23 protein-coding genes are annotated in these 26,897 nt (G+C 53.2%); 18 read left to right on the top strand and 5 right to left on the bottom strand.

Features of this window, described 5'->3' with window-relative positions; all coding sequences use genetic code 11:
• Positions 1-45 precede the first annotated feature (45 nt).
• Both NSU14_RS17050 and rpsD read right to left on the bottom strand, forming a co-directional pair.
• Positions 46-2,964, bottom strand: a complete 2,919-nt coding sequence (locus NSU14_RS17050) for a transglycosylase domain-containing protein (RefSeq protein WP_340946390.1) — start codon at positions 2,962-2,964, stop codon at positions 46-48.
• Positions 2,965-3,208: 244 nt separating this feature from the next.
• Positions 3,209-3,808: a 30S ribosomal protein S4 gene (gene rpsD, locus NSU14_RS17045; RefSeq protein WP_039297946.1), complete on the bottom strand. Its 600-nt coding sequence runs from the start codon at positions 3,806-3,808 to the stop codon at positions 3,209-3,211.
• A 391-nt stretch (positions 3,809-4,199) separates the two neighbouring features.
• Here rpsD and NSU14_RS17040 point away from each other — a divergent pair, with 391 nt between their 5' ends.
• The 5 genes from NSU14_RS17040 to NSU14_RS17020 all read left to right on the top strand — a co-directional run bounded on the left by NSU14_RS17040 (position 4,200) and on the right by NSU14_RS17020 (position 9,316).
• Entirely contained in the window at positions 4,200-6,200 is a 2,001-nt protein-coding gene (locus NSU14_RS17040) for a sensor domain-containing diguanylate cyclase (protein ID WP_076245401.1), read from the top strand.
• 173 nt (positions 6,201-6,373) lie between these two features.
• Complete coding sequence (locus NSU14_RS17035; RefSeq protein ID WP_076245403.1) at positions 6,374-7,240, top strand: hypothetical protein; 867 nt, start codon at positions 6,374-6,376, stop codon at positions 7,238-7,240.
• 95 nt (positions 7,241-7,335) lie between these two features.
• A complete protein-coding gene (locus tag NSU14_RS17030) occupies positions 7,336-8,451 on the top strand; it encodes an aminopeptidase (RefSeq protein WP_042136541.1) in 1,116 nt (371 codons plus the stop codon).
• Between the two features lie 138 nt (positions 8,452-8,589).
• Positions 8,590-8,835 (top strand): HPr family phosphocarrier protein, encoded by a 246-nt coding sequence (locus NSU14_RS17025; RefSeq protein WP_042136544.1) that lies wholly within the window; start codon positions 8,590-8,592, stop codon positions 8,833-8,835.
• Between the two features lie 178 nt (positions 8,836-9,013).
• Complete coding sequence (locus NSU14_RS17020) at positions 9,014-9,316, top strand: YlaN family protein (protein WP_039297956.1); 303 nt, start codon at positions 9,014-9,016, stop codon at positions 9,314-9,316.
• Between the two features lie 72 nt (positions 9,317-9,388).
• Here the strand turns inward: NSU14_RS17020 and cax are convergent, their stop codons facing one another.
• On the bottom strand, positions 9,389-10,459 hold the full coding sequence (gene cax / locus NSU14_RS17015) for a calcium/proton exchanger (RefSeq protein WP_042136546.1): 1,071 nt from the start codon (positions 10,457-10,459) through the stop codon (positions 9,389-9,391).
• Between the two features lie 154 nt (positions 10,460-10,613).
• Here cax and NSU14_RS17010 point away from each other — a divergent pair, with 154 nt between their 5' ends.
• Positions 10,614-10,979, top strand: a complete 366-nt coding sequence (locus NSU14_RS17010) for an Asp23/Gls24 family envelope stress response protein (protein WP_019911482.1) — start codon at positions 10,614-10,616, stop codon at positions 10,977-10,979.
• Positions 10,980-11,084: 105 nt separating this feature from the next.
• Here the strand turns inward: NSU14_RS17010 and ftsW are convergent, their stop codons facing one another.
• Both ftsW and NSU14_RS17000 read right to left on the bottom strand, forming a co-directional pair.
• On the bottom strand, positions 11,085-12,353 hold the full coding sequence (gene ftsW, locus NSU14_RS17005) for a putative lipid II flippase FtsW (protein WP_081969965.1): 1,269 nt from the start codon (positions 12,351-12,353) through the stop codon (positions 11,085-11,087).
• On the bottom strand, positions 12,350-12,697 hold the full coding sequence (locus NSU14_RS17000) for a YugN family protein (RefSeq protein ID WP_042136549.1): 348 nt from the start codon (positions 12,695-12,697) through the stop codon (positions 12,350-12,352). Before NSU14_RS17000 ends, ftsW begins: the two co-directional genes overlap by 4 nt.
• A 239-nt stretch (positions 12,698-12,936) precedes the next feature.
• Here NSU14_RS17000 and NSU14_RS16995 point away from each other — a divergent pair, with 239 nt between their 5' ends.
• From NSU14_RS16995 to NSU14_RS16940, 12 genes are all read left to right on the top strand, one after another.
• Positions 12,937-14,109, top strand: coding sequence for an amidohydrolase (locus NSU14_RS16995; protein ID WP_340946384.1), 1,173 nt, complete (start codon positions 12,937-12,939; stop codon positions 14,107-14,109).
• 80 nt (positions 14,110-14,189) lie between these two features.
• Entirely contained in the window at positions 14,190-14,621 is a 432-nt protein-coding gene (locus NSU14_RS16990; protein ID WP_042136553.1) for a CBS domain-containing protein, read from the top strand.
• A gap of 173 nt (positions 14,622-14,794) precedes the next feature.
• Positions 14,795-16,507: a DNA repair helicase XPB gene (locus tag NSU14_RS16985; protein ID WP_340946383.1), complete on the top strand. Its 1,713-nt coding sequence runs from the start codon at positions 14,795-14,797 to the stop codon at positions 16,505-16,507.
• On the top strand, positions 16,504-18,657 hold the full coding sequence (locus NSU14_RS16980; RefSeq protein ID WP_340946380.1) for a helicase-associated domain-containing protein: 2,154 nt from the start codon (positions 16,504-16,506) through the stop codon (positions 18,655-18,657). Before NSU14_RS16985 ends, NSU14_RS16980 begins: the two co-directional genes overlap by 4 nt.
• Positions 18,658-18,703: 46 nt before the next feature.
• Positions 18,704-19,141, top strand: a complete 438-nt coding sequence (locus NSU14_RS16975; RefSeq protein ID WP_042136559.1) for a YlbF family regulator — start codon at positions 18,704-18,706, stop codon at positions 19,139-19,141.
• Positions 19,142-19,183: 42 nt separating this feature from the next.
• Positions 19,184-19,447, top strand: a complete 264-nt coding sequence (locus tag NSU14_RS16970; protein ID WP_020432997.1) for a YlbG family protein — start codon at positions 19,184-19,186, stop codon at positions 19,445-19,447.
• A 739-nt stretch (positions 19,448-20,186) separates the two neighbouring features.
• Positions 20,187-21,707 (top strand): ethanolamine ammonia-lyase reactivating factor EutA, encoded by a 1,521-nt coding sequence (locus NSU14_RS16965; RefSeq protein ID WP_340946377.1) that lies wholly within the window; start codon positions 20,187-20,189, stop codon positions 21,705-21,707.
• Positions 21,708-21,728: 21 nt separating this feature from the next.
• A complete protein-coding gene (locus NSU14_RS16960; protein ID WP_042136564.1) occupies positions 21,729-23,084 on the top strand; it encodes an ethanolamine ammonia-lyase subunit EutB in 1,356 nt (451 codons plus the stop codon).
• A 20-nt stretch (positions 23,085-23,104) separates the two neighbouring features.
• Entirely contained in the window at positions 23,105-23,815 is a 711-nt protein-coding gene (gene eutC, locus NSU14_RS16955) for an ethanolamine ammonia-lyase subunit EutC (protein WP_340946373.1), read from the top strand.
• Positions 23,816-24,423: 608 nt separating this feature from the next.
• Entirely contained in the window at positions 24,424-25,332 is a 909-nt protein-coding gene (locus NSU14_RS16950; protein WP_340946371.1) for an EAL domain-containing protein, read from the top strand.
• Positions 25,313-26,281, top strand: a complete 969-nt coding sequence (locus tag NSU14_RS16945) for a GGDEF domain-containing protein (protein WP_340946369.1) — start codon at positions 25,313-25,315, stop codon at positions 26,279-26,281. Before NSU14_RS16950 ends, NSU14_RS16945 begins: the two co-directional genes overlap by 20 nt.
• 117 nt (positions 26,282-26,398) lie before the next feature.
• A complete protein-coding gene (locus tag NSU14_RS16940) occupies positions 26,399-26,836 on the top strand; it encodes a hypothetical protein (protein ID WP_076245426.1) in 438 nt (145 codons plus the stop codon).
• Positions 26,837-26,897 lie beyond the last annotated feature (61 nt).

Genomic DNA, 26,897 nt, shown 5'->3' with positions numbered 1-26,897 from the left:
GGTCTTTTACAGTTCATTCAATGGGTGCCATCCATAGACTTTAGCTTATGGCGTGGTTGCACCGGTATTGCCGCCGGCTCCGTTACTGCTGCCAGACGGCGTTGCTTCATTGCCGCCCGGCGGCTGGACAATGATCATTCCCGGATCATCGCTGCTTTCCGGGATGATTCCCGGATCCGGCGTTGGCTCCGTACCGTCAGAGCCCGGCACTTCCTCCGGAGGCAGCGTCGGCTCTGGTGTAGGCTGAGTCCCGGCTACACTGCCGGAGGCTGTCTCATGCCCTGCAACGTCTACAGCAGCCACATAGAAGGTGGCGTTGGCGCTGGCAGGCGTGCCGGGCTTGAAGACGGTACTCTCACCGGCTGAGAGCACAGCCTGCTTTTGGAAGGAGCCGCCGTTCAGTGAACGGTATAACCGGTAACCCGCAACATCGGATGATCCGCTAGGAGTGAAGGTAACTACAGCTTTACCTGTACTGTAGGAGACCATCACTTCACCCGGAGCACTAGGCGCGTTGCCGTCATCCACCCGGGGGTCTACCTCAGTCGGGAAGTCAGTCTTGGCATCTTCCGGCATGTAGTACGACAGAGATTCATGTTCTTTCATGGCCGGGAAGGCCGCAAGCAGTTCTTTGACCAAGCTCTGAATCGGCTTCTCGCGCTTGACGACAATCTTCTCTTTCAGGAAATCCTCCGGCGTTCCTTCCAGCGGAAGGTAATTCACCCCGTTGTAGGTGATATATTTGGCTTTGGAGATTCCATCATCACTTTCTGTGGGTACGAACTTGGCGTTGAACAGGTCCGTGGTGAATTTATCCGTCAGCTCCGACGGCTTCTTGCCGCTGTAAGCGGAGACCGTCGCTTTGACGATGCCCTCCGGCTTCGGGAATTCCTTCGTCACGAACAGCTCCGGACGTTTGTCGATCACGGTATTCATAACCTTGGTCCACAAAGTCTGCGCCTGCCGTTTCTGCGTATCTCCCTGCAGGGTGTTAATCTGTTCTTTGTACCCAACCCACATGCCCAGGGTAACATCCGGAGTATAGCCCATGAACCAGACATCCCCGTAGTTCTGCGTAGAACCGGTTTTGCCGACAATCGGAACTTCTTTGAAGTGCTCATATTTGCTTTTGACTGTACTTGCCGTACCGTCTGTTATTACTGTGCGCAGCATATCCGTCATCAGGTAAGCGGTCTGCTCGGAGAAGACCTGCTCCGGATTCACTTTGTGCTGATAGATGATCTTGCCTTGGGAGTCTACAATCTTCTCAATCATATAAGCATCATTGAATGCGCCCTGATTGCCGATTGAGGAATAGGCATTCGTTAATTCTTCAACGGAAACCCCGTAACGCAGCCCCCCGATTACTCCGGTCTGTGCGTTATAATCATCGTCCTGAATCGTAGTAATCCCGAGCTTTTTGGAAAAAGTCCAGGCATTCTCAATGCCAACCTTGTCATTGAACAGCTTCAAGGCCGGCAGGTTGAGGGATTTATTCAGGGCATAACGGGCGGTAACCAGCCCCTGATAGCGGTTATTGGCATTCTTCGGAATGTGGAAGCCCTTGCCGCCGTCCTTCATTACAATCGGGGCATCATCCAGGATGCCGGCAGGCTGGATTAATCCGGCATCCAGCGCAGGCAGATACGCGGCAATCGGCTTCATGGTGGAACCGGGCTGGCGGACCATCTGGGTAGCATAATTCATTTGCTCGATGTTGAAGTCACGCCCTTCAATCATCCCGAGAATCGCTCCGGTCTTGTTGTTAATCATGATGCCGGCCGTCTGTTCCTTGCCTCTGGCCTTGCTGTCCTTCGTGAAGTTATCACTGTCTTCCGAGATGCTGTGCATCGCGCTGTACACTTTCTTATCAATGGTAGTGTATACCCGGTAGCCACCGGTCATCAGCTGCTGGCGGGCTTCCTCGAGAAGCAGCGTGTTGTCGGTGGTGGTGGCGGCGGCAGAATCCGAAGCAGCACCTGTGTTGTCTTCGTTCAGCGTCAGCATAATTTCAGCCGCTTTGCGCTCTGTCTCCAGCATCAGATAAGGGAAGGTAGCATAAGCCTTCTTCGTATGCGGAGCAAGCGAGCCCTTGATATCAAAGAGCAGGGCTTCATCATATTGCGACGTAGTAATCTTGTTCTCTTCCAGCATCCGCCGCAGCACCAGGCGCTGGCGGTCCATGGCCCGGCCAAAGGCAGTTTCATTGAATTCGCCTACGCCGTTAAACGCGGAATATTTGGAGGGGAGCTGGGGCAGGCCGGCCAGATAAGCCGCTTGTGCCACGTTCAGCTTTTCCAGATCATCAAGACCGAAGATGCCTTTGGCGGCAGCCTTGATGCCGAATACATTATAACCGTTCGAGCCGTTCCCGAAAGGAACCTTATTTAAGTATGCCGTTAAAATTTCCTGCTTGGACAGAAAACGTTCCAGCCGCAGCGACAGCAGGATCTCCTTCACTTTGCGGTCTTCTGTACGGTCCAGATTCAGGAACACGCGGCGTGCCAGCTGTTGGGTCAGCGTACTGCCCCCGGTCTGAACGGATTCGTTCAGCAGCCTCTGCTTGACTGCACGCAGGGTGCCGTTGAAATCCACCCCTTTATGATTGTAGAAATTATTGTCCTCTATAGCGAGAACGGCATCAATCACAAGCTGTGGAATATCGTTGAATTCAATAAGTCTGCGGTCTTCTTCCGTCCGGAGCTGGCCGATCGGCTGCCCGTCACTGAAATAGGCAAAGCCGGTAATGGCGTTCTGGCTGACTTCCTGTTGAATTAATTCTTCGGTGCGGACAGGGTCATCTTTCACTATCGAAGTCACGTAGCCTGCCACAGCGCCACCGGCAAACAGAATGCCGAGTATACCGAGTATAAACATCCACTTCACGACTGAACCGAACCTGCGGAGCCAGGATCTGCGCGGTGGACGCTGTTTTGCGGTCTTCTTCTTATTCTCCTCAACCATCGACGATTATCCTCCTTTTAACGGAACTATTATAGCACAATTTGGCGATTTTGAATGCGCTTCTGCCGCAGGGGATTTACTCTTATGCTGCTTTTGCCAAAGATTCTGAGTAAGGAATAGTCCTAAGCGTTGTTTCAGGGAGCAAACTATAGGAGTAACGGCAAGCGGGGAGAGGGTATAGAACAAAAAAAGCTCCCGGATAAAGTATCCGGGAGCTTTGATCAGATTCGCTGGAAGCAGAATCTTAACGGTTGTAGAATTCGACGATTTGTTTCTCATCGATATCTTGGGACAGCTCGGCACGTTCCGGCAAACGAATGTATTTGCCTTCGAATGAACCATCAGCATATTCCAAGTAGCCTGGAAGGTGGGAGCGGTTGTCAAGAGCTTCTTTGATAGAACCCATAGCGCGGCTTCTTTCACGAAGTCCGATAACGTCGCCCACGCTTACGCGGTAAGAAGCGATGTCGACTTTTTTGCCGTTAACGGTTACGTGGCCGTGGGATACCAGCTGACGTGCGCCTGCACGGGAGTTAGCAAATCCAAGACGGTAAACCAGGTTGTCCAAGCGGCTTTCGAGCAGGAACATGAAGTTTTCGCCCGCGATACCCTGGAGCTTTTGTGCTTTGGTGAAAAGAGTTTTAAACTGCTTTTCGCCCAAGCCGTACATGTGACGCAGTTTTTGTTTTTCCAAAAGCTGCATTCCGTAGTTACTTACTTTTCTGCGTTGGTTAGCGCCGTGCTGTCCTGGTGGGAAAGGGCGTTTCAGGTCTTTGCCTGTACCGCTTAGGGAAATGCCCAGACGGCGGCTGAGTTTGAATTTAGGTCCGGTGTAACGTGCCATTATAGTAGACTCCTTTTAATTTGCAAATGTATTGTAGGGCCTATTTGCGCCGCAAATCGTATCCGTGAAAGCGTTAGATGGTTTCACACTGCCGAGGGAAGTTCAGCCGCTGCCCTGGCAGTAACGAAATGCGTAGAGGGTGACACAACGTTACGCCCAATTAAGACTTGTTACAGTCTTGTTCAACAATAAATATTATATGAAAATGACAGTCAAAGTCAAGCGCAACTTAAAAGAGTTTTTGTCTATCTTTGTCGTTAGTTCTTTGGTCCTAAAAAAAATCCCGGTTTTGAGGAAAATATAATGCAATACCTAAGAAAAGGGAGTAAAATATAGCTAATTAGATGTTATCGGGAAAATTTGATATCAAATAGCAAAGGGGATCCTCTTTATGTCGGAGCAGGAAGCATACGACCGCAAGGGCAGTCGTATGCTGTTACAGGACACCAAGCAATCAGGCGGAGATTATGAAGATCCCGCTGCTTGGCTGAGGGAGACGGACATAGTGTCCCATGATTTTCCTTATGCAGCCAACCTGATTGCCGAGAGTTTCAATGAATGGCTGGGACAGGCCGTACCGTCCTTCGCCAAGTCCTGGAACTGGTGTGTACTGAACTATGAAGCAGAATGGATTGATCCCATATACGAATTCCGGCAGGGGCGCTGGAAGTCAGAATGGGAAGAGGCGGCGGGAGCCTGCCTGCGCTCTGGCGGGATGCATGCCATTGAGGTTCAGGAGGATGGACAGGCGCGGACATTATTAGCTATGCCGATCTTTACACGCGGGCACGGGGAAATATTCGCGGTCCTTGGCTGTGAGATGCCGTCAGAGCAGTATGCCGAGGGTGGAAGACATACGGCAGAAGCGATGTCGATGCACTTCCAGACCTGCTTTTATCATAAATTTGAGCATGTATTTGTTTCGGATCTTGCAGGTGTGCACCTGCATGCTGAGCGGGAGAGCAGCCGCCGTTCACTGCTCTTTCAGATTGTCCAGCGGATGCATGACAACATAGATGTGGATGCCGTGCTTACCGAGGTGATCGACAGTATTGCGGCGATGTATCCCGGGGCGCGGCTGGACCTGTTCATGTCGCAGGACCACCGCAGTACACATCCCCAGGTCAAACCGCTGCCGCTCCACTGGGCCATTAATGACGTCTGTGCCAGAGCCTTCAAGGATGGACGGGTTGCGCTTCATGCCGGACGTGAGGACAGCTGTACGGTCGAGGTAGGTCTTCCGCTCGGAGGCAAGCAGGGTGTCTATGGTGTCTTTCATATGGTAATGGACAAGCCCTCCTTCCGTGAAGTGGATCTGCGTTTTCTGACCATGGTTGCGGATACGGCCGGCACGGCATTCGAGAACGCCAAGCTGTATGAACGCTCCAACCAGCTTATCCGGGAGCTGCGTATGAGTAATGAGCTTACGCAGCGCCTCAATCAGAGCCTGCGTCTTGGGGATATTTTTCAATTTGCCTTTGAGGAGCTTCTGGGGATGTTCGAGGCCGATTATTGCTGCATCCTCCATATGAATGAAGAAAGAGGCGGACTCGAAGTCATTGCCTGTAATCATATCCCGCTGCTGGGGGAATTGGTGGAAGCCGGGCAAGGACTGGGCGGGAAGGTCTATACTTCAGGCGAGCCGCTTCTTCTATCCGACTATAAGTACGCCGCCGGAATGACCTCTAAGCTTTTGGATGCGACCGGCTCGCAGTCGCTGATCGCCACTCCGCTAAATGTAGGGGGAGAAGTCCGGGGGGCTATTATGCTTGCCCATAAGGACGCCCACTTCTTCTCCTACGACAGCTACAGGCTGCTGCAGGCTATGGCCGGGCATATCGGGCTTGCGGTCGGCAACGCGCGGCTGCATGCTGAAGTGCGGCGCCTGGCGAACCGCGACAGCCTGACCGGACTCTTCGCCCGGCATTATCTGGATGAGGAGATCAAACAGCGGCAGTCTACGGATTTCTGCGGAACGCTGATTGTTGTTGACATCGATCAGTTCAAGGCGGTCAATGACACTTACGGCCACCAGAAGGGTGACAAGATACTGAAGCAGGTAAGTGAAATTGTGAAGTCCTCGATCCGCCAGGGGGATATCGCGGCCAGGTGGGGCGGAGAAGAGCTTGCCGTGTATCTGCCCCAGCTTGGGGTGCAGCAGGCAGTATTTGTGGCCGAGCGCATCCGCAAGCGGGTGATGGGGGAGACGGAGCCGCGTGTAACCGTGTCCTGCGGTATTGCAGAGTGGAGCTGGACAGATGAGCGGGTGAGTGTAGAATCGCTGTTCTACCGGGCGGACATGGCGCTGTATGAAGCCAAGAACAACGGCCGGAACCAGGTAGTGATTGATAACAAAATCGTTGAGAATACCGCTAAGAATCCTTGGGCCTAAGCCTCAAGGGTTCTTTTATTTATTTTTGGGGCCCCCGCAAAGTACTTGAGTCATCATCGAAGCCTAAGCTCCACTTTGTGGGGTTGTTTTTGGGGTTAATTTGCGTATAAGCCCTGCAATCAGGGAGACCCTAGGAAGAATGAATGATAATCCGACCGGAGGTCTTGAATGCCATGGTGAAATTATTGCTGTCCCGTGCAGGAATCCTCTCCCTTGTCCTGCTGATCTGCTTGATTCCTGTAAGCGGCTGCCGCGTCATGAATGACAGGCCGGCTGACGAGGATCTGAGTCTCGTGCTGGCCGGGATGGACGGCAGTGACGGCGTTTCCTTCGAAGGGGCGGCAGCGCTGCTGGTCGGCGGCAAGGCGGTTCCGGAATCCTCACTCTATTATGGAGGAAAGGTGGCGGACCATAACAAAGTCAGCTTATATTCCCTGCTGCCGGACGGGAGCCAGCCGGGTGCCGCCGCCGGATCAGCTCCGCATCCTCTTGAGCAGGGCTCAGGGGATGTTCCGGTCTACTACACCAGACTGGTGAAGGAAGACGGTGAATGGAAGACGCAGCAGGCAGCGCCGGCTCTGCAGGAGAGCAATCCGCTGGAGGCGCTGAACCCGCTCCGGCAGCTGGAAGAGCTGGAGGGGCTGGAGAAGACGGTAACCGAGGAGGCGGGGAGTGCCAGGGGAACCCGCGTGCTGCGCATTGAACTGACGCCGGAGGAAGCGCGCAGCCAGCTGTCGGCGGAGCTGGAACGGGAGATGCAGGCGATAAGGCCGGCTAGCCAGGTTGCCGCTGGAACGGCTGCTGGGGAGCCCGCTAAGGAGCTGGAGGCACGCGCAGCATTATGGGAGCAGAAGCAGGCTGAACTGCAGCAGAGACTGAAGCAAGCCAGTATCAGGACGGTTTATTATCTCAAGGTAGATGCGAAGCGCAATCTGCCCGCGCGGCTGACCTGTAACCGGACGACAACCTCCCCCGGCAGTGCGGGAGTGGTTACTGAGGAAACCTACATTACACAGGTTGATTTCTATGGCTATCAATGAAAGCTCACATGCCGTAAGAGCTTGCGCTCTTTAGCGGGCGTGCTACAATATAACGGTATATTTATTTTCAGCATGAGGAAGGAAGAGAGAGAAACATGAATGATCCAAGAATTCAGAAGCTTGCGGCGAACCTGGTTGGGTATTCCGTAAACGTACAACCCGGCGAGAATGTGCTCGTCGAAATGATCGGCAGTGAAAGAGATTTAATTAAAGCAGTAGTGGAAGAAGTGGGCAAAGCCGGAGGCCGTGCATTTGTACAGCTGACGGATCGTACCGTTCTGCGCAGCATGCTTAAATATGCTACACCTGAAGGCATCCAGACCTGGGCAGAGATCGATCTGAACCGGATGAAGCAGATGGACTGCTATATCGGCATCCGTGCCGGTGAGAATGTCAATGATCTGGCTGATGTGCCTGAAGAGAACATGAAGCTCTACAATTCACTCTATTCCCACCCGGTACATAGCGAACAACGCGTCAAGCATACCAAATGGGTAGTATTGCGTTACCCTAATGCCAGTATGGCGCAGCTTGCCAATACAACAACCGAGGCTTTTGAAGACTTTTACTTTGCGGTCTGCAATCTGGATTATGCCAAAATGGACAAAGCCCAGGATTCGCTGGCTGAGCTTATGCGCAGAACGGACAAGGTGCGGATTGCCGGTCCCGGAACGGAGCTTACCTTCTCCATCAAAGGCATCGGCGCAGAGAAATGCTCCGGCCAGAAGAACATTCCCGACGGTGAAGTCTACAGCGCACCAGTGCGTGACTCTGTGAACGGGACGATCAGCTACAATGCTGCGACGCTCTATAACGGCGTGACTTTTGAGAATGTGAAGTTTACGTTTGAGAACGGCAAAATCATCGAAGCCTCCAGTAATGACACGGTGCGGTTGAACGAGATACTCGATTCCGATGACGGCGCGCGCCATATCGGTGAATTCGCCATTGGCTTCAACCCGTATATTCTGCATCCGATGAAGGACATTCTGTTCGATGAGAAGATCGCAGGCAGCCTGCACTTTACACCGGGCCAGGCTTATGATGTTACGGACAACGGCAACCGTTCGTCCATTCACTGGGATCTCGTGCTCATTCAGCGTCCGGAGTACGGCGGCGGAGAGATTTACTTTGACGATGTGCTGATCCGCAAGGACGGGATTTTTGTGCTGCCGGAGCTTGAAGGTCTGAATCCCGAGAATCTGAAATAAAATGTAATACAAAGCTCTGAAATGCAAGCCTGTAAGCTTGTTTTCAAGAAACACCTTGCGTGAGTAAGCGGATTCAATGTATCATGGAATTGGTTACAAATGAACTTAAGTTTATTATCAAGTTGCGGAGGGATTTCTATGTCCAGTAACAATGCGGCAATCGTGGATATTGCACAAACAGCCAGCCAGTTTAATTCTTCTATCGTTCTTCAAGCGGACAACAAGTACATTGATGTTAAGAGTATCCTTGGTCTGTTCACTACTCTGGTATCGAGCCAAAGCTACGAGCTTCATGTACATGGCACAGATGCCGAGGAAGCCAAGAAAGCAATGAGCGAAGTATTTGCTAAGCACAATTTGAACTTTACAGTTGTAGCGGAGTAATCCATTATTTCCGAAGACGTCCGGCCTTGCGGCAGGGCGTTTTTGCTGTGTGACCCGTAATATTTGTCCGTTCTTCACGAATCGTAAACTGAATTCTTGTATTAGGTCCTGATTTCGACTAATATTAAGTATAATAAGCAGTAGAAGCTGTAACTTTTGGACATAGGGGGGATAATGCATGACTTCATCGGATTTGCAGGAACAGCTTAATATCAAAGCAATCAATCTTCTACAAGAAGATGCCAATAAAATTGAGAAGCTTATTGAAGTGCAGATGGAGAATTTGGCGACTCGTTACTGCCCTCTCTATGAGGAAGTGCTGGATACCCAGATGTATGGTTTCTCCAGAGAGGTTGATTTTGCGGTCAGAGCCGGGCTGGTGCCTGAATTCACAGGCAAGCAGGTCCTGAGCAAGCTGGAACGCAACTTGGCTGTACTGTACGAAGCACTCAATAAGAAGGCTGAGGAGCGGGAGATGTAATTCCGGTCATTCATAAAAACGCACACGGGGACCCGGGAGGCCGCTCATGTGCGTTTTTTTTGTGCAGAGTTGTTATACCAGATAGAACGATACACCGAGAATCAGATATACCGCGAGCAGCAGCAGACCTTCGTACCAGTTGGTTGAGCCGTCCTGAATAATCGACTTGGCGATAAATACCGATACAGCAATAGCTACAATCTCGATGGTGGTGAATACGATGGACATGGTGTTGCCCATGAAGTAGCTGGCAAAGATCAGCACCGGGGCAACGAACAGGGCAATCTGCAGACTGCTTCCTACGGCAATCTCTACCGCAGCGCCGATCTTGTTCTTCATGGCCAGCATAATGGCTGCACTGTGCTCGGCGGCATTACCTATGATTGCCACCAGGAATGCACCGACGAACAGCTCACTGAAGCCGAAGCGTTCTGTCAGGGTCTCCAGGGTGCCGACTAGCCATTCGCTGACGAAAGCGACCATAACCGTAGCGACCACCAGGTAGAGGATCGAACGGTTTCTGGACCAGACCGGAGCATGCTCATTAGGCAGCTCTTCTGCACTGTCATCCGTTACATCAGCGAGATATTTCTTGTGCGTAATCATAGAGAAGACGAGCCAGGCCATGTAAGCGGCAATCAGGAGGCCGGCGACGACAAGGCTGAGTACATCTGTATCCTTCTCTGTGATAGAGTGGGTGTTGAAGAACATGGCGGGCACGAACAGGGCGATGACGGCAACAATCATCAGCGATCCGTTCAGCCCGGCGAGCGTGACATTGAAGTTCTGAACCTTGAACTTCATACCGCCGGCAAAAATACTGAGTCCCAGCACCAGCAGGAGGTTACCGATGATCGAGCCGGTGAGACTGGCTTTGACCATGTCGAAAAGTCCTTCTTTGACCAGGAAGAAGGCAATGATCAGTTCGGCAGCGTTGCCGAATGTGGCGTTAAGGAACCCTCCAAGCCGCTGACCGGCATAGTGGGCTACGCTTTCTGTCGCCCGGCCGAGGAAACCGGCCACGAAGATAACCGAGATAGCGGATAATACGAACTGCAGGGTATGGTCCCAGTCCGCATAATGTCCGATGGCGCTGAGGAGGAAGGTGATGACCAGCAGCGCCGGCGAGATCCATTTTTTCAAGGTAAAGCACACTCCAGTCTCTGTATGTAGGTTGAATTCATAATCAATATACCCAAATTGTTCCTGACTGTAAACGGGAATGCGAGAAAGTCATTTGCTTTTTAGCCTGTTTTCGAATTACAATAATTGATAATGAGTGTAGGGGGGATATGGCATGGCAGAACAACTTCAACTAGAAATGGGAAATATACGGATATCGAATGATGTTGTCTCGAAAATTGCCGGATTGGCAGCTTTGGAGACTCCCGGAATTGCAGCCATGTCTGGCGGTTTGTCTGAGGGCTGGGCGAAACGCCTGAGCGGTAAGAATGTGCAGAAGGGCGTTACTGTTGAAGTGGGCCAGCTGGAAGCGGCAGTGGATTTGCGCATTATTGTTCTCTATGAAACGCCGATTCATGAAGTGTGCCGGATGCTGCAGCAGAATGTCCGCGAGGCTGTGGAGAGCATGACAGGGCTTCATATCGTAGAGGTAAATGTTAAGGTAGAAGGCGTGGCCTTCAAGAACGATGAGATCTCGTAAGCGCTAACTGCATAAAGCGCATGACGGGTACACAAAAGGCAGTCCGGGGAATTTATCCGGACTGCCTTTTGTTATACCTTATTCAACCGGTCAGGATGCAGCCTCTTAACGGGCACGCGTGCTGGCACGGCTATTCGCACGTACCTGTCTGACGGTAGTGACGGACTTGACGACTTCCTCTTTGGAGGGACGGTTGGTTTCCCTGGAGATGCTGAGCATAATCCCCATACAGAGCATGGTGACCAGCAGGGAAGAGCCCCCGTAGCTGATGAAGGGTAACGTAACTCCCGTAAGCGGAATAGTGTTGGTCACACCGCCGATATTGATAAAGGCCTGAATCGCAATCAGCCCCATCACACCTATGCCGACCAGTGTGCCGAAGGGGTCTGTACACCGCAGCGCGATCAGAATGCCTCTCCAGATGAAATACAGATAGAGCAACAGGAAGATGGAGGTTCCTACAAATCCGAGCTCTTCACCGATAATGGCAAAAATAAAATCCGTATAAGGGTACGGCAGATAGTGCAGCTTCTGGATGCTTTGGCCGAAACCGGAGCCTTGTGTCCCGCCTTCTCCCAAAGCGATCAGTGACTGCATAATGTTATAGCCGCTGCCTTCCGAGTTATTCTCGGGGTCCAGGAAGGCCTCGATCCGGCCTTGTCTGTAATCCTGATTGGCCGCTGCCTTCTCGGTCGGCGGCGACAAGGAGTCGATGGCTGTCTTGGCTCCCATGACAAGAGCGACACCCAGGACCAGCAAGCCGATTGAGCCAAGAATATGCTTCATGCTCGCGCCGCCGGCATAGATAACAAGACCGCTGGTAGCCACGAGAATCAGACAAGAGCCCAGATCCGGCTGCATCATGATCAGTCCGGCCACAATACCGACGATGATCATCACAGGAATGTATCCGGTGCGAAGATCCCGCAAACGTTCGCCTTTTTTGGTGATGAGTGCAGACAGGTACAGAATGATAGAGATCTTGGCCAGCTCGGTAGGCTGGATGCCAAGGCCTCCGATGTTCATCCAGCTCTTGGCTCCGTTAATTCTCTCGGTGGTAGCCACGAAGAGCAGGAGCACCAGCGTGATGACGAAGATCGGAGCGTACCATTTCTTGAACTTGCTGTAATGGATATTCATCACAGTGAACATGACGAAGCTTCCCAGCACGGCCCAGACTAACTGGCGTTTCACGAAATAAAAAGCGTCATAGCTGAATTTCTCACTGGCCAAAGTTAAGCTGGAGCTCGCGCTGAAGACCATGACCAGACCGAAGCCGACGAGCAGCAGGGTAAGAATAAGCAACTGGAAATCGGGCGTTCCTCTTTTGGGCAGGCTGGCTTTGGAGGCTGTTTTTCCCTTCGCGGTACTCAAGCTTCCAGCAGCTCTTTCAATTGATGAATATGCTCTGTTGCGGTATCCAGTACCGCCTGAGGCACCTTAGATTCATACTCCAGACCGTGGGGGAAAGTGGCTTTGCCCAAGTAGACGGCTTCAATGGCCAGTATGGCATCCGCCTTTTCCAGCTTCCCTTCCACAGCGCGGGTGTTGATCCGCAGGAAGTACTCGCCGCCGTTCTGGCGGTCTTCTATCTTGCAGTCGTATGTAGCGCGGTAGTATTCCCACTGCCAGCGGATAAACCCGGCTTTGGTTGCGCTCTCGTCCAGATAAAGAAGGTCACTCTTCAATCCTTCGAGGCCCGTGTTCTCAAATATCATAGCGCACAACTCCCCTGTATGAAGTATAATGATACATTTGTAATTAAAATTTGCGATGTTCCTCCTCATGATAGTATGTTTCACGGGGTTGTGCAAGGTAGAGCGGGCCTATTGATACCCACTTTTTTGTGTTTCTGCTACAATAAAAGATATATGGCATGCTGCGGCCGGTCTTTACATAGAAGAGTCAGACTGCAGGCTTGTCCGAAGTATGCTGCCGGAGAAGGGAATGGAGAATTATGGAGAGGTTAGCGGTAGAGGAGCTGCTGCCGGAGATGGTGAAATGGCGCCGCCATTTACACCGCCATCCGGAGCTGTCTTATCAGGAGAAGGAGACATCCGCCTATGTCGGGGCAAGACTGTCCGAACTTGGGATTGAAGTTAGAAGAAGCGGGTCCGGCTACGGACTGACAGGTATACTTACAGGGGCACTGCCCGGCAGAACAGTTGTTCTGCGTGCAGATATGGATGCCCTGGCGATAACTGAAGAAAATGGACGGGAATATGCTTCGCAGAATCCCGGGGTTATGCATGCCTGCGGACATGACGGGCATACGGCTATGCTGCTGGCTGCGGCTGCCTATTACAGTGCACGCCGTGAAGATATCCGCGGCGAGATCCGTTTCCTGTTCCAGCCGGCGGAAGAGGTCTGTCCGGGCGGTGCAATGGGGATGATCGCAGAAGGTGTGCTGGACGGTGCAGATGCCGTCTATGGACTGCATCTGTGGACGCCGTTTCCGCTAGGAACCGTAGGCAGCGCGCCAGGCCCGCTGATGGCCTCCGCCGATGAATTTTTCATCGATATTATCGGCAAGGGCGGCCACGGCGGCATGCCGCACCGTACGGTGGACAGCATTGTGGCAGGGGCGGCCCTTGTCACCCAGCTGCAGAGCATTGTCAGCCGGACTGTAGATCCGCTGCGTCCTGCAGTGGTCAGCGTAGGAACGATTCAAGGCGGATCTGCCCAGAATATTATTGCCGAGCGCTGCCGGATTACCGGGACTGTGCGTGCGTTCGATGAAGAGACGCGCTATCTGATCCGCCGCAGAATCGAGGAGATGACAGCTTCCATCGCAGCAGCGTATGGTGCAGAGGCGAGTGTCGATTATCTGATGGGTTACCCGCCGCTGGTGAATGATGAAGCGGAATTTAACCGCTTTTACCGTGTCGCCCCGGAAGCGCTGGGAGAAGGCGCAACTGTTATGCTGATGGAGAAAATTATGCCTGCGGAGGACTTCTCCTATTATGTTAAGGAAATCCCCGGCTGCTTCATCTTTGTGGGCGCTGGCAATCCTGCCAAGGATGCCGTCTATCCGCATCATCACAGCAAATTTGATTTTGACGAGGATGCCATGCTCTATGGGGCGAAGCTTCTGGTAGCCATGGCCGATTCCTGTCTGAATGAACAATAATGTATTTGTATAATATTTGACGCTTGAGGAAAAACTACTCACAAATGGCATGGGGACATGGCAGACAGGAGGGTTCATTCTTGAAGACAGTCAAGGAAGTAATGACCGCCAATCCGGCTTCGGTCACGCTGCTCGATAATATCTATGAGGTTGCCGTCAAAATGAGAGATTACGGGACGGGCTTCATTCCTGTAGTAGATTCGGCCGACGGGGCAACGCTGCTGGGTGTAATCACGGACCGTGATCTTGTATTACGAGGCTATGCGGACAAGCATCCCGGCTCCACAGCCGTTGAAACCGTCATGAGCCGGGAGGTTATCTCCATTTCGGAGACGGCTTCTGTTGATGAGGCAGCGGAACTGATGGCTTCAAGGCAAATCCGCCGTATTCCGGTGACCCGTGACAAGAAGCTGATCGGAATTGTGTCGCTTGGCGACTTGGCGGTGAAAAGGATTTATGCGGATGAGGCAGCAGAGGCGTTAAGCGGAATCTCCCAGCGGCAGCTGCATTAAATAGGGTTATGGGAAGCTCATGTCCGTTAAACGGAGGTGGGCTTTTTCAAAATTGAAATTAATATGCAGAAAGCCCCACGTTGTGGGGTTATTTTGTGCTACCTGTTTATGGGGATAATCCATTTCCTGCTGTATTAAAGCTTATACACTGTAGATCACAAGGAGGGAATACTATGAATGCTGATGGAAAGGGTGCGTGCATTACCAGAAACGACCGGACCATTCTGCTGGAATGCGGCCATCCCGGATATGAGGAAGCCAGGGCGGTCCTGGCTGATTTTGCCGAGCTTATCAAAAGCCCTCCGGTCTATCACACCTACCGGATAACGCCGTTGTCCCTGTGGAATGCAGCGGCTGGAGGCCAGGAGGCAGAAGCGGTTATTGCTAAGCTGCGCAGGCTGTCACGCTGGGGAATTCCCTCCGGCCTTGAGGGTGAAATCAGGCAGCTGATGTCCCGGTACGGAAGATTGCAGCTGCGCACGCATGAAACTGATCCGCTGCTCATCACGCTCTCAGCTGATCAGGCCGGGCTGCTGGATGAACTGGAGGACAGCCTGATTCTGAAAGAGCTGGGCTGGCACAGGGCAGGCCCGTTGCAGAGCTATTGTCCGAAGAGCAACAGGGGGCTGCTCAAGCAGGAATTAACAGGACTTGGTTATCCGGTACTCGATTATGCCGGTTTCCGGGACGGGCAGGAGCTGAGGCTTGCCTGGACAGAGGAAGCGGGGCAGGGGGCCGGAATTAGCGGGGCGGCTTTCGGGCTCCGGGATTATCAGAGGGATGCTATCCGGCAGTTCCAGGGGATTGGGGGCATCGGCGGCAGCGGTGTTGTTGTTCTGCCTTGCGGTGCGGGCAAAACGGTAGTAGGGATTGCAGTCCTGGAGCATCTTCAGTGTGAAACGCTGATTCTTACCTCCAGCACGACCTCGGTCGAGCAGTGGCGGGGTGAGCTGCTGCAGCGGACGACCCTGAACGTGGATGAAGTCGGGGAATATTCCGGTGAGAAGCGGGAGGTACGGCCTGTCACGGTCGCCACCTATCAGATTCTGACCCACCGTACAGCCAAGGGAGGGCCGTTTGTCCACATGAATCTGTTCAATGAGCGGAACTGGGGACTCATAATTTATGATGAGGTCCATCTGCTTCCGGCTCCTGTCTTCAGGGCAACGGCAGACATTCAGGCTACGCGCCGGCTGGGTCTTACAGCAACGCTGGTCCGGGAGGACGGCAGGGAAGGTGATGTGTTCTCCCTGATCGGGCCCAAATGTTACGATCTGCCCTGGAAGGTGCTGGAGAGGCAGGGATGGATTGCGGCAGTGGATTGTACAGAAGTGATAGTCCCGATGGATGAGCGGCTGCGGCAGCAATATATCTATGCCGGGGCGAAAGAACAGTTCCGCCTGGCGGCCGGCAATCAGGCTAAGGCTGCGGCCGCGGCATCGATTGCTGCGGCACATGCCGGGGCGGCGATCTTGGTAATCGGCCAGTACCTGGACCAGCTGGAGCAGCTGGCGGAGACTCTGGGCGCACCGCTTATTACCGGCAAAACTACACAGAAGGAACGGAGCGCATTGTATGCCGCCTTCAACGAAGGGCGGTTGCCCCTGCTGGTCGTTTCGAAGGTGGCTAATTTTGCCGTCAATCTGCCGGATGCCTCGGTGGCGATTGAGGTATCCGGAGCCTTCGGCTCACGGCAGGAGGAGGCTCAGCGGCTGGGGCGTATTTTGCGGCCTAAGCCGGGCGACAACAAGGCGTATTTCTATACGCTGGTCTCGGGGGACAGCAGGGAGCAGGAATTTGCCTTGCGGCGCAGGATGTTCTTAACCGAGCAAGGCTACGATTACGCAGTCAGAATGCTGGAATCCGCGGAGGAGGCTATTCTATGATGAGGCAGGAGCCTGATGCAGATATTCAGAAGCTGACGCCGGAAGCGCAGGCAGTGCTCCAGGCGATTTGTGCGGAACACGCAGCCAGTCCTTGGGCGGCGGATACCATTGAACGGCTGCGGCCGGCATTCCTGTGCCGTGCTGAGCAGGAGCTGGCGCTGAATGAGCTGCTCATGGCAGGGATGCTGGAGCTGCGCCAGAAAATGTGGGGAGAGAAGCTGTACCAGATCCCGCAGCAGAGGTTCCCCCGGATCGTGCGGAGCTTCTGGCCTGCCCGTCCGCAGAGTCTTGGAGAAACAGATGTACAGGCCCAGCTTGCTGCCTGCACGGGTCTGGCTGCCGAGCTGTTCCGGGGACTGTTATTTACAGCGCGGGAGGGCTTGCCGCTGACGGCCAAGGGACTTATACACAAGAAGCAGCTCGGTCTGCTGGCAGGCCAGCTGTCGATGCAGGAGGAGCATCTTGCTGGACTTAAGCTCAACCAGGCCAGTTCTGAGCCTTACCCGCTTCCGGTAACCGTTATCGTAGATTTGATGGCTGTTCTGGGTCTGATCAGCCGCAGCAGCAGCGGATATTTAATAGACATAACGAAGCTGCAGTGCTGGCTGGCGCTGACTGAGCAGGAGATGACCGATACGCTATACCGCATTGTAATTAGCCGATACGGCTCACCGGAGCCTGCCGGACAGCATTTCAGACATCTGATCTCCACGGCGGAATTCCCCCCGGGAGAATGGTTTGCCGTGCCGCCTCTTCTGGAATGGATGATACAGAGCGGCCTTGCCAAAGAGCAGTCTGTTGCTGGGCCGGACGGTCCGGAGCTGCATGCGTCCGCCATGGCCTGGCTCCGCTGCCTGGCAGGCTTCGGCTGGTGTGACCTGGGTTATTCAGCCAAGGGAGAGCCCTGCTTCCGGTGGAAGGCAGTGAAGCCGCAACTGGACGGAGCTTCGGCAGGTACAATAGAACCGGAGATAAGCGGAGAAGATACAGGTATAGTGAAAGCGGAGGAATCGCAGCCAGATGAAGCCTGCGGCGGAACTGCTGTACCAGAAGGCCGGCCAGAACATGAGCATGATTATGAGCAGGTGCAGGAGCAGGAGCAGGAGCAGGAGGAGATACTCTCCGGCAGCTCATTGAAGCCAGGGGAGACTGGCGCGGACTGGGGTTTGCCTGCAGAATCTGCTGTACCTGCGGCCGGCAGGTTCGTTGTCCAGCCGGATTTCGAGGTGCTGGTCCCGCCTGAAGTTCCGTATACCCTCCGCTGGACCCTGGCAGGATACGCCGAGCTGCTGCATAATCAGGACCTCTGGAGCTTCCGGCTGACCCGGGAAATGCTGGAGTCCGCAGCGGAGCTGGGGTGTCCTCCAGGGAATGCCATTGCTTGGCTTACCGCGAATGCTCAAGGGGGGCTGCCGGAGCAGGTGGAGCTGTCGCTTCGGCAGTGGGTTAAGGGAATCGGGCGGACATCATTGTCTGAGGTTATTCTGTTGTCCTGTGCAGGTGAACAGGAGAGCGGAGATATTGCTGCGCATCCCCGGCTGCAGGATATTCTGACCCGGATTGGCCAGCTCCACTTCATCGTTCGCCCGGAATCTGTCGGCCAGCTGCGCAAGGAGCTGGCTGCAGCCGGGCTGGCTCCGCCAAGAATCATCGGCGGCCGGGAGGAGGCCTTGCAGCCTTACAACCCGTTCGGACCTTTTGAACGGCCCGCAGCATCACTCCGTTATGAGCTTCCTTCCACTGCCGCGGAACGGGGACTGCTTGGTGCTGCAGCGTGTCCGAAGCTCCTGCCGCTGGCGGGGACAGCGCAGGATCAGGAGCTGCTTCCGGGTGAAGATGCCGTTCCGCAAATGTGGTTCAACCAGTGGAGGCAATACCATGTGACTACGGCGCAGAAGGTGATGGAGCAGGCGCTGGGCTGGGGAATCAAGGTTAGAATTTCTATGCAGGGCCAAACTGCAGACTTCATTCCGGAGCAAATAAGCGGGCGCCCGTGGAGAGTTCGGGGGAATCTGCTGCGTTCAGGTTCAGCGAGTGTAGAGCAGATTCAGCTTGCCGCCGAAGACTGGCAGGAAATGAAGCTGCTGCATCCTGTCAAACAGAGAAATTCCTCTTCTTCTCGAGCAGCCGGATATGTTATGATAAGGTAGTCTACCGTTTGCGGTAGAACATTAATGCAGAAAAGAGTTGAAGTTCATGAGCGTAGCGGAATTAAATACGGTCGATATGGCCGAAGTGCTGACATACGCCTATGAATTAGGCGATATGATTAATCAATCCGCCGAAGTGTCGGATTACTTATACTGGAAAGGGCGGGTCGATCAGAGCCCCGAAATCCAGGCCATGGTCAGACGGCTGCAGAGCAAGAAGGAGCTGTTTGAGGAGACACAGCGGTTTGGACATTTTCACCCGAACTATCATTCGGCCAAGGATGAGGTTGAGTTAGTAGAGCGGGAGCTGGAACAGTTCGAAGAGGTTGTCCGCTTCAAGAATGCGGAGAAGACGCTGGATGATATTCTTCACTCCATGTCTGAAGCAATCGCCTTCTCGGTATCGGACAGCATCAAGGTTCCGAGCAATGACCCGTCCCCCAAAGGCGGATGCGGCAGCGGAGGCAAATGCTCTTGCGGATAAGCTGGCCGTATAGAGAATAGAGAAAGAAAGGCGGATGAGCTTATGTTTGCGGAACGGACAGGTTATATCGTTTGGGTTAGCGACGTCAAGGCAGCGCGTAACCTGGAGAAATACGGAACACTGCACTATGTTTCCCGAAAGATGCACTATGCGGTAATGTATGTGAACGCGGAACGCGCCGAGGAAGTTATGAAGAATGTCCGCAGACTTTCCTACGTGCGTAAGATTGAACGTTCCTACCGCAATGAACTCAAGACTGAATACACCAGCAATGGACCGGACAAGTCCCGTTATTACGGTTTGTAAATTTAAATATAGCCATTTTGGACAGGCGCCGCTGGCGTCTGTTTTTTTGTATTTAATATATTTTATGATCACATAAACAATTTGCCAGCGGTAGGGCAGACGAGCCGAATGTAAGCGAAAAACCGAATACAATGTGCCAACGATAGGGTAGATGAGCCGAATGTAAGCGAAAAACCGAGTACAATGCTCCAATGATAGGGTAGATGAGCCGAATGTAAGCGAAAAACCGAGTACAATGCTCCAATGATAGGGTAGATGAGCCAAATGTATGCGAAAAACCGAATACAATCTGCCAATGATGGGGTAGATGAGCCAAATGTATGCGAAAAACCGAATACAATCTGCCAATGATGGGGTAGAAGAGCCAAATGTATGCGAAAACCGAATACAATGTGCCAATGGTAGGGAAGACGAGCCAAATGTATGTGAAAAACCGAGTACAATACTCCAGCGATGGGGCAATGAACCGAATGGGGTATGATTACCTTGGAATCTGCCAAAAGCGGGACGGATGACATTTTCCCGGGGGAATGTTAACTAAATTGACAGCTAATCGCCGGTGACTTACTATATCCTCAAGGAAAGCAAGCTGATCCCGCTGGGATTATCTGCAATAGATCTATACAATAAATACAATACAATACAATAAATACAACACAATGAGTTCAACAGAGGTCTCAGACGTAATAGCCACGCATGGCAGAGCGGTGCAAGTCTGATAAGGCGTCTTTTTTATACTTTGGCATTTATTTTGGCACTGCAGCAGGCGGGAGGGAACGGCATAGAACCGAAGCGCGAGATCACCAGTGTCGGAATTGATATTGGAACTAGTACGACTAAAATAGTCTTCAGCAGACTTACGGTCGGACGGAGATATGGTCTGTCCATGCTACCGCAATATCAAATCACGGAGCGGAATATTATATATGAGAGCCCGATGCATCTAACACCGCTAATAGGCGAATCGCAAATCGATCTTCCGGCGCTACAGCAGATCCTGTCGGCAGAGTACCACAGCGCGGCACTGAAGCCTGAGGAGGTAGATACAGGGGCTGTCATTATTACTGGAGAAACGGCGGTAAGACCGAACGCGGATTCCATCCTCAATCAGCTGGCGGGGGAGTCGGGAGAGTTCGTGGTTGCCCAGGCAGGCGGGGATCTGGAGGCTGTCCTTGCAGGTAAAGGCGCTGGAGCGGAAGCTCATTCGCAAAGAGCGGCGGGGACAATAGTCAATGTGGATATCGGAGGCGGTACGGCAAACGCGGCATATTTCAATAGCGGAAGTTGCAAAGGAACCTTGAACTTTCATATCGGCGGCCGGCTGATCATGCTGGATAAGGCTGGAACCGTAGCGAAAATATATCCCGCAGCCCGGCAATGGCTGAACCGTGAAGGGCTGTGGCTGCAAGAGGGGGAGCAGGCGGACTGGCCTGTGCTGCAGGAGGTCACCCGGAGATGGAGTGAACTGCTGCTGGAGGTCCTGCTTAAGGGCAGTGATCCGCAAGCCTGTCCATTAATCTATGGTCACCCGGACCTTCCGGCTGCATTTGCAAGAGAGGCTACAGTTACGGAGCTTTGGATCTCCGGGGGTGTGGGTGCATTAATGGAGCAGGCCGCTCCCCGCAATATCGCGGAGACTGCAAGGTATGGGGATATCGGGCCGCTGCTGGCTCATGCCATTAAAAAGGCGGCCGAACACTACCCGGTGAAGCTGCAGGCCGCTCCAGGCGCGCAGCGGGCTACAGTGATTGGTGCCGGTGTTCATACCCTGCAGCTCAGCGGTTCAACGGTTTATGCAGACCCCAACCTGCTGCCGTTGCGGAATATTCCCGTAATAGAGCTGGTCTGGCCCGTACAGATCCAGGACGTTGAGCAGCCGGATGCGTTTTTAGCCTCTATACAAGCCGCTTTTGCTGCGGGAGCCATAAGGCACGGTTCAATTGAACCGGAAGCAATGCAGTTTGCAATCGCCATCCCGGAAATCACCCCCTGTTCCTATGCTGTGTTACGCCGGATTGCTGAAGCAGTGACCGGGTGCTCCCGGAGGTATAAGCTGAAGCTTTGCATCCTGATCTGTGAGAATGACATTGCCAAAGCTTTGGGCAATTGTATCTATCTGCTATCCCAAGGCCGGCAAGCCTGCGTCTGTCTGGACCAGATTACAGTGGCGCATGGCGATTATATTGACATTGGAATCCCGGCGGACGGGAATTATATACCGGTTGCCGTTAAGACCCTGGTTTTCAATTCAACAAATTAGGCGGAAAGGAAGTGATAACCGATGAAGCTGACAGTCTCCCTGCTTGGCGAGAGCTACCGGTTTCATGATCTGAAGGAGCTGTTTGCCAAGGCAAATGAAGAAAAGTCAGGGGACCAGCTTGCCGGAATCGCTGCAGCGGACGACCGCGAACGGATGGCAGCCAAGCTTGTGCTGGCCGATTTGACCCTTGCGGATATCCGCAGCCACCCGCTGCTGCCTCCAGAGACTGACGAGGTGTCCAGAGTGATCGAAGAGGGAGTCGATGAAGCGGTCTACGAAACGATCCGCAGCTGGACGGTTGGAGAGCTGAGAGAACAGCTGCTCGCTGCATCTGAGACTGAGGTGCGCCGGATCGGCAGAGGCCTGAATAGTGAGATGGCCGCTGCGGCGGCCAAGCTGATGTCCAATCTGGATCTGATCCAGGCCGCGGCCAAGTGTGAAGTGATTACCCGCTGCAATACTACGCTGGGAGAACGCGGGCGGCTCGGGAGCCGGGCCCAGCCCAATCATCCTACGGATGATCCGCTGGGGATGAAGGCTTCCATCTATGAAGCATTGAGCTACGGCATCGGGGATGCGGTAATCGGTATCAATCCTGTCATTGATACAACAGACAATATTATCCGCCTCCTCCACGAAACCAAAGAGGTCATTCACAGATGGGGCATACCAACGCAGAACAGTGTGCTTGCCCATGTGGCCACCCAGATGAGAGCCATATCCAAGGGGGCTCCGGCGGATCTGATCTTCCAGAGTCTTGCCGGTACAGAGAGCGGCAACCAATCCTTCGGGATTGATCTGCGGCTGCTGCAGGAGGCGGATCAGCTGATCCGGGAGTCCGGCACGGCCAGCGGGGAGAACCGCTGGTATTTCGAGACGGGCCAGGGGTCTGAGCTGTCAGCGGGCAGTCATCACGGTGTGGACCAGCTTACACTGGAATCCCGCTGCTATGGTCTGGCCAAAGCATTCAAGCCGTTTCTGGTGAACACCGTCGTCGGTTTTATCGGACCTGAGTACCTCTATGACAGCAAGCAGGTAATCCGGGCCGGACTTGAGGATCATTTCATGGGCAAGATCCAGGGACTCCCGATGGGTGTGGATGTCTGTTATACGAACCACATGAAGGCAGACCAGAATGACATGGATAACTTAGCTGTCCTCCTGGCGGCCGCCGGAGTAAACTTCTTCATCGGGGTTCCGATGGCGGATGACTGCATGCTGAATTACCAGTCGACCAGCTTTCATGATATTGCTACTGTACGTGAGCTGCTGCGTCTGCAGCCGGGGGCAGAGTTCTCAGCTTGGGCGGAAAAAATGGGTATCCTGAAGAATGGCCGACTGACTGCACTTGCCGGTGATCCGACGCGGTTTATCTAAACAATGAAGGAGGAGCAAGCATGGTATTCCACGATCCGGATGGAATGGAAAGATTGCGTAAGGCTACACCGGCGCGGATCGGCACAGGCCGGGCAGGAACACGGCCGACGACCCGTGAGCAGCTGCAGCTGCGCCTGGATCATGCGGCTGCAGTCGATTCAGTATACGGCAGCGTCAGCAGCATCTTGCTGGATGATCTGGAGCTGTTTGCGGTTAACTCAGAGGTGACGGACAAGGAGCTGTACCTCAAACGGCCGGATCTGGGCCGGCAGCTGCCGGAGAGCAGTATCCGGCTTCTGCGGGAGCGCTGTATCCAGGCTCCGCAGGTGCAGATTGTGGTGTCGGACGGACTAAGTGCCGATGCCATTGAAAGCAACCTGCGGGATATCTATCCGGCGCTGCTGGACTCTCTGGCGGTTCACGGGCTTACTGCGGGGACGCCGTTTTTTGTGCGGAAGGCCAGGGTCGGCTGTATGAATGCTATTGGCGATATTCTGGAGCCCGAAGTGATTGTTCTGCTGATCGGGGAACGTCCGGGGCTGATCACCTCCCGGTCCATGAGTGCTTATCTTGGCTACAGGCCGCGTTCCGGAATGACAGATTCCCAGCGGATGGTCCTATCCAACATTCATCAGGGAGGTACTCCTCCGGTAGAGGCCGGCGCCCATCTGGGCAGCCTGATCGCCAGGATGCTGGAGCTCAGAATGAGCGGAGTGGGCCTGGAGCTGTAACTGAGCTTTAATTCTAACGTATCCTATAAGTCACATGCTCTTTTGTGTTTCTAACCTAACCTCATTCCGCCAATGCGGGCCTGAGGTTATTTGCTGTACCCGGAAATACCTTGAGTATGTTCCGGTTAGTACAACAGCTCATTTAATGCAACAATTTGTGTATCCAGAATCAATTGGGTATTCAGTGATAGTTGTAGTTTGTGCAGTTAAAAACAGCGAAAAGATGTGTTTGCTCCGTATAACTGTATTCTGTACAACTAAATCTGCCAAATTGGGTGGAAACCTTCTGCAACAGCCACTTTAATTGCACAAAATACAACTAAACGTTGAGGGGGTTCAAAGTCAGAGGATTTAGTTGTACAAAGTGCAATTAAGCATACCGGATACTCCTAGGCATATACCATAACCGGATCACTGCAGACCCTCAGCAGGCGTTTTGCCTAAGTGATTTGTACTAGTGTGAATCTGACGCTATACCAGTCCGGGATTGTCCTAAATTACTGCCGGAAACCGGTGACTGCCGCCCATAGTTTATACCTGCTTAATACTTCCGGACTATGCTGGAGAGAGGGTGACAAAATTCACGAAGAAAACATACAGGTGATAAAATGAATAAATCAGGGACACTGTCCCGCAAGCTCGCGGCGCTGCCGCAATACTTTCAGCATCTGAGCGGAAGATTCAGGGAAGAAGCCAGGGAGCTGGGCAGATTATCGATGCTGCTTGATATTATGGATAAGGAGATGCTGGATACATACTTTCAGCCGATTCTGCATCTGCGGAGCGGGACAACGATCGGACATGAAGTGCTGAACCGTCCGCCCAGTTCTCCGCAGTTCCCGAGCACCGAGCATTTCTATGATTTTGCCGGAAGGACAGAGCAGATGTTCAGATTCGAGCAGTACTGCCGGAGAATGTCCTTGTCCCGTTATATGGAGAGGCTGCCGGAGGCTGATGCTGCGGGTGATAAGCTGGTATTTGTTAATGTGCATCCGGGGGTGCTGAATGATTCCCGTCACAAAAGCGGTGAAACCCTTACCCTCCTGAAGGAGCTGGGACTTGCGCCGGAGCGTGTGGTGTTTGAGCTGACAGAACGTCAGGCCGTGCAGGATTATATCGGATTCGAGAAAGTGTTGTCCCATTATCGTGAACAGGGCTTCCGCATTGCCGTTGACGATGCCGGCTCCGGTTACAATAGTCTCAAGACGCTGGTCTACCTGAAGCCGGAGTTCATTAAGCTGGACAAGTCGCTGATCCGCGGAATTCACAGCAGCAGGGAACAGCAGGAGCTGCTGGAGCTGGTCAGGGAATACGCGGACCGCTCGTCTACCCGGGTGATTGCCGAAGGCATTGAGACGGCGCAGGAGCTGCTTTTTTTGCAGATGGCGGGAGTGGAATTTGGTCAAGGTTATGCGCTTGGAAGACCGGCTCACCAGCCTGTAGATGGAGGCTTCCCGTCTTCGGCACTGCCGTTTCCAGTAAGAGGAGGGTATAGGCATGTTTCTTCAAATTGGTGAAATCGCCGAACAGATTCCGGAAATTACGATCCATCACAAATGCGAGTACGTAGATCAGATTTTCAAAAAGAATCCACAGCTCCAAGGCGTCGCAGTAACTGAGAATGGCTGTACGGTAGCACTGATCATGAGAATCCGTTTTTATCAGCAGATCGGTACGCTGTATGGTTATACGCTGTATATGGGCAGATCCGTGGAGCTGGTGATGGATAAAAATCCGCTTGTGGTGGATTATAAGACGCCGATCATTGATGTGAGCAGGCTGGCTATGGCCAGGAACGAAGAGAATCTGTATGACTATGTGATCGTCACCCACGGAAACGCATTGTTCGGAGCTGTGAGCGTGCGGGATCTGCTGCTTAATTTTGCGGAAATTCAGGCGGTGGCAGCCAGCTTTCTGAACCCGTTAACGGGACTGCCGGGCAATGTCAGTATTACAGAGTGGATGGTTAAATCGCTGCTGCAGGAGCAGTTCAGTGTTCTTTACATTGATCTGGATCACTTTAAGGCCTACAACGATACATACGGGTTTAAGGAAGGCGACCGGATGATTCAGGCTACGGCGGAGCTTCTGAAGCATGAGGCGCTGCGTCTGGACGGTTTTTTGGGACATATCGGCGGGGATGACTTCATTATTTTCATCAGCCATTATCAATATGAGGAGTGCTGCAGGAGCATCATCAGGGCGTTCGATAGGGTGGTACAAGATTTCTATCATGCCGGGCATCTGGCCCGGCAGTTTGTGCTGACCGAGAGCCGTTCAGGACGGATGGAGGAGATTCCGCTGGTCTCGATCTCCATCGCCGTTGTAACCAACCGCAGCCGCAGATTCGCTTCGGTTGAGGATCTGTCCGAAGAAGCGGCCCGCTTCAAAAAAAGCTGCAAAATGATCAAAGGCAGCAGCTATGTCGATGATAGCGATATCAGTCTGCACAAGATCGGACACTAAGACTCACGCCTGTACACTTCACAGGGAGGGCGGAATGCTTGAACAACAGACATCAATGCGGTAAGATTGACAACAATAAGAGCATGCCAAGACCCTTTTACGTGGAGTGTGATGACAATGCATGGCAAGGGGATGGAATGGTGGGGGGCGTATGAGCCCTTCCATATCGTGCTGAATAACTACGGGATTGCCGATATCGTGCTTACCCAGCATGCGAAGAGCCGCTATGCGGACCGGGTCGCTGAGGCGAATAACGGGAACGGCGACGTGACGGCATGGATCTGGCAATGCTTGAAGCAGAACAGGGTTAGACCCTATTCGCACAGTGAGTATAATGCCTATCTGATCGACGATGATACGGTGATTGTGGTCGATTTCAGGCAGCTTGAGGGCGTAACCACGCTCTCCGGTGAGCCGCTGTACGTCATGGTGGTGGTGTCGTTTCTCGGCCGGATTTCGGCGACTCCCCAGCTGCGGGATCTCAAGAAATACTATTCGTGGCTGCGCCACTCCCGCCGCATGAAGCTGATGAAGAAGCGCCGCAGACGCAAGTAGAAGAGAGTATGGCAACGAAGGCATGCGGCTTATGGCTGCGTGCCCTTTTTTGAAGAATTGC

Source organism: Paenibacillus sp. FSL R10-2771, from assembly GCF_038000205.1.
Lineage (GTDB): Bacteria > Bacillota > Bacilli > Paenibacillales > Paenibacillaceae > Paenibacillus_AQ > Paenibacillus_AQ phytohabitans.
The sequence above is the reverse complement of the archived record's forward strand: the minus strand, read 5'-3'. Positions and strand labels throughout refer to the sequence as shown.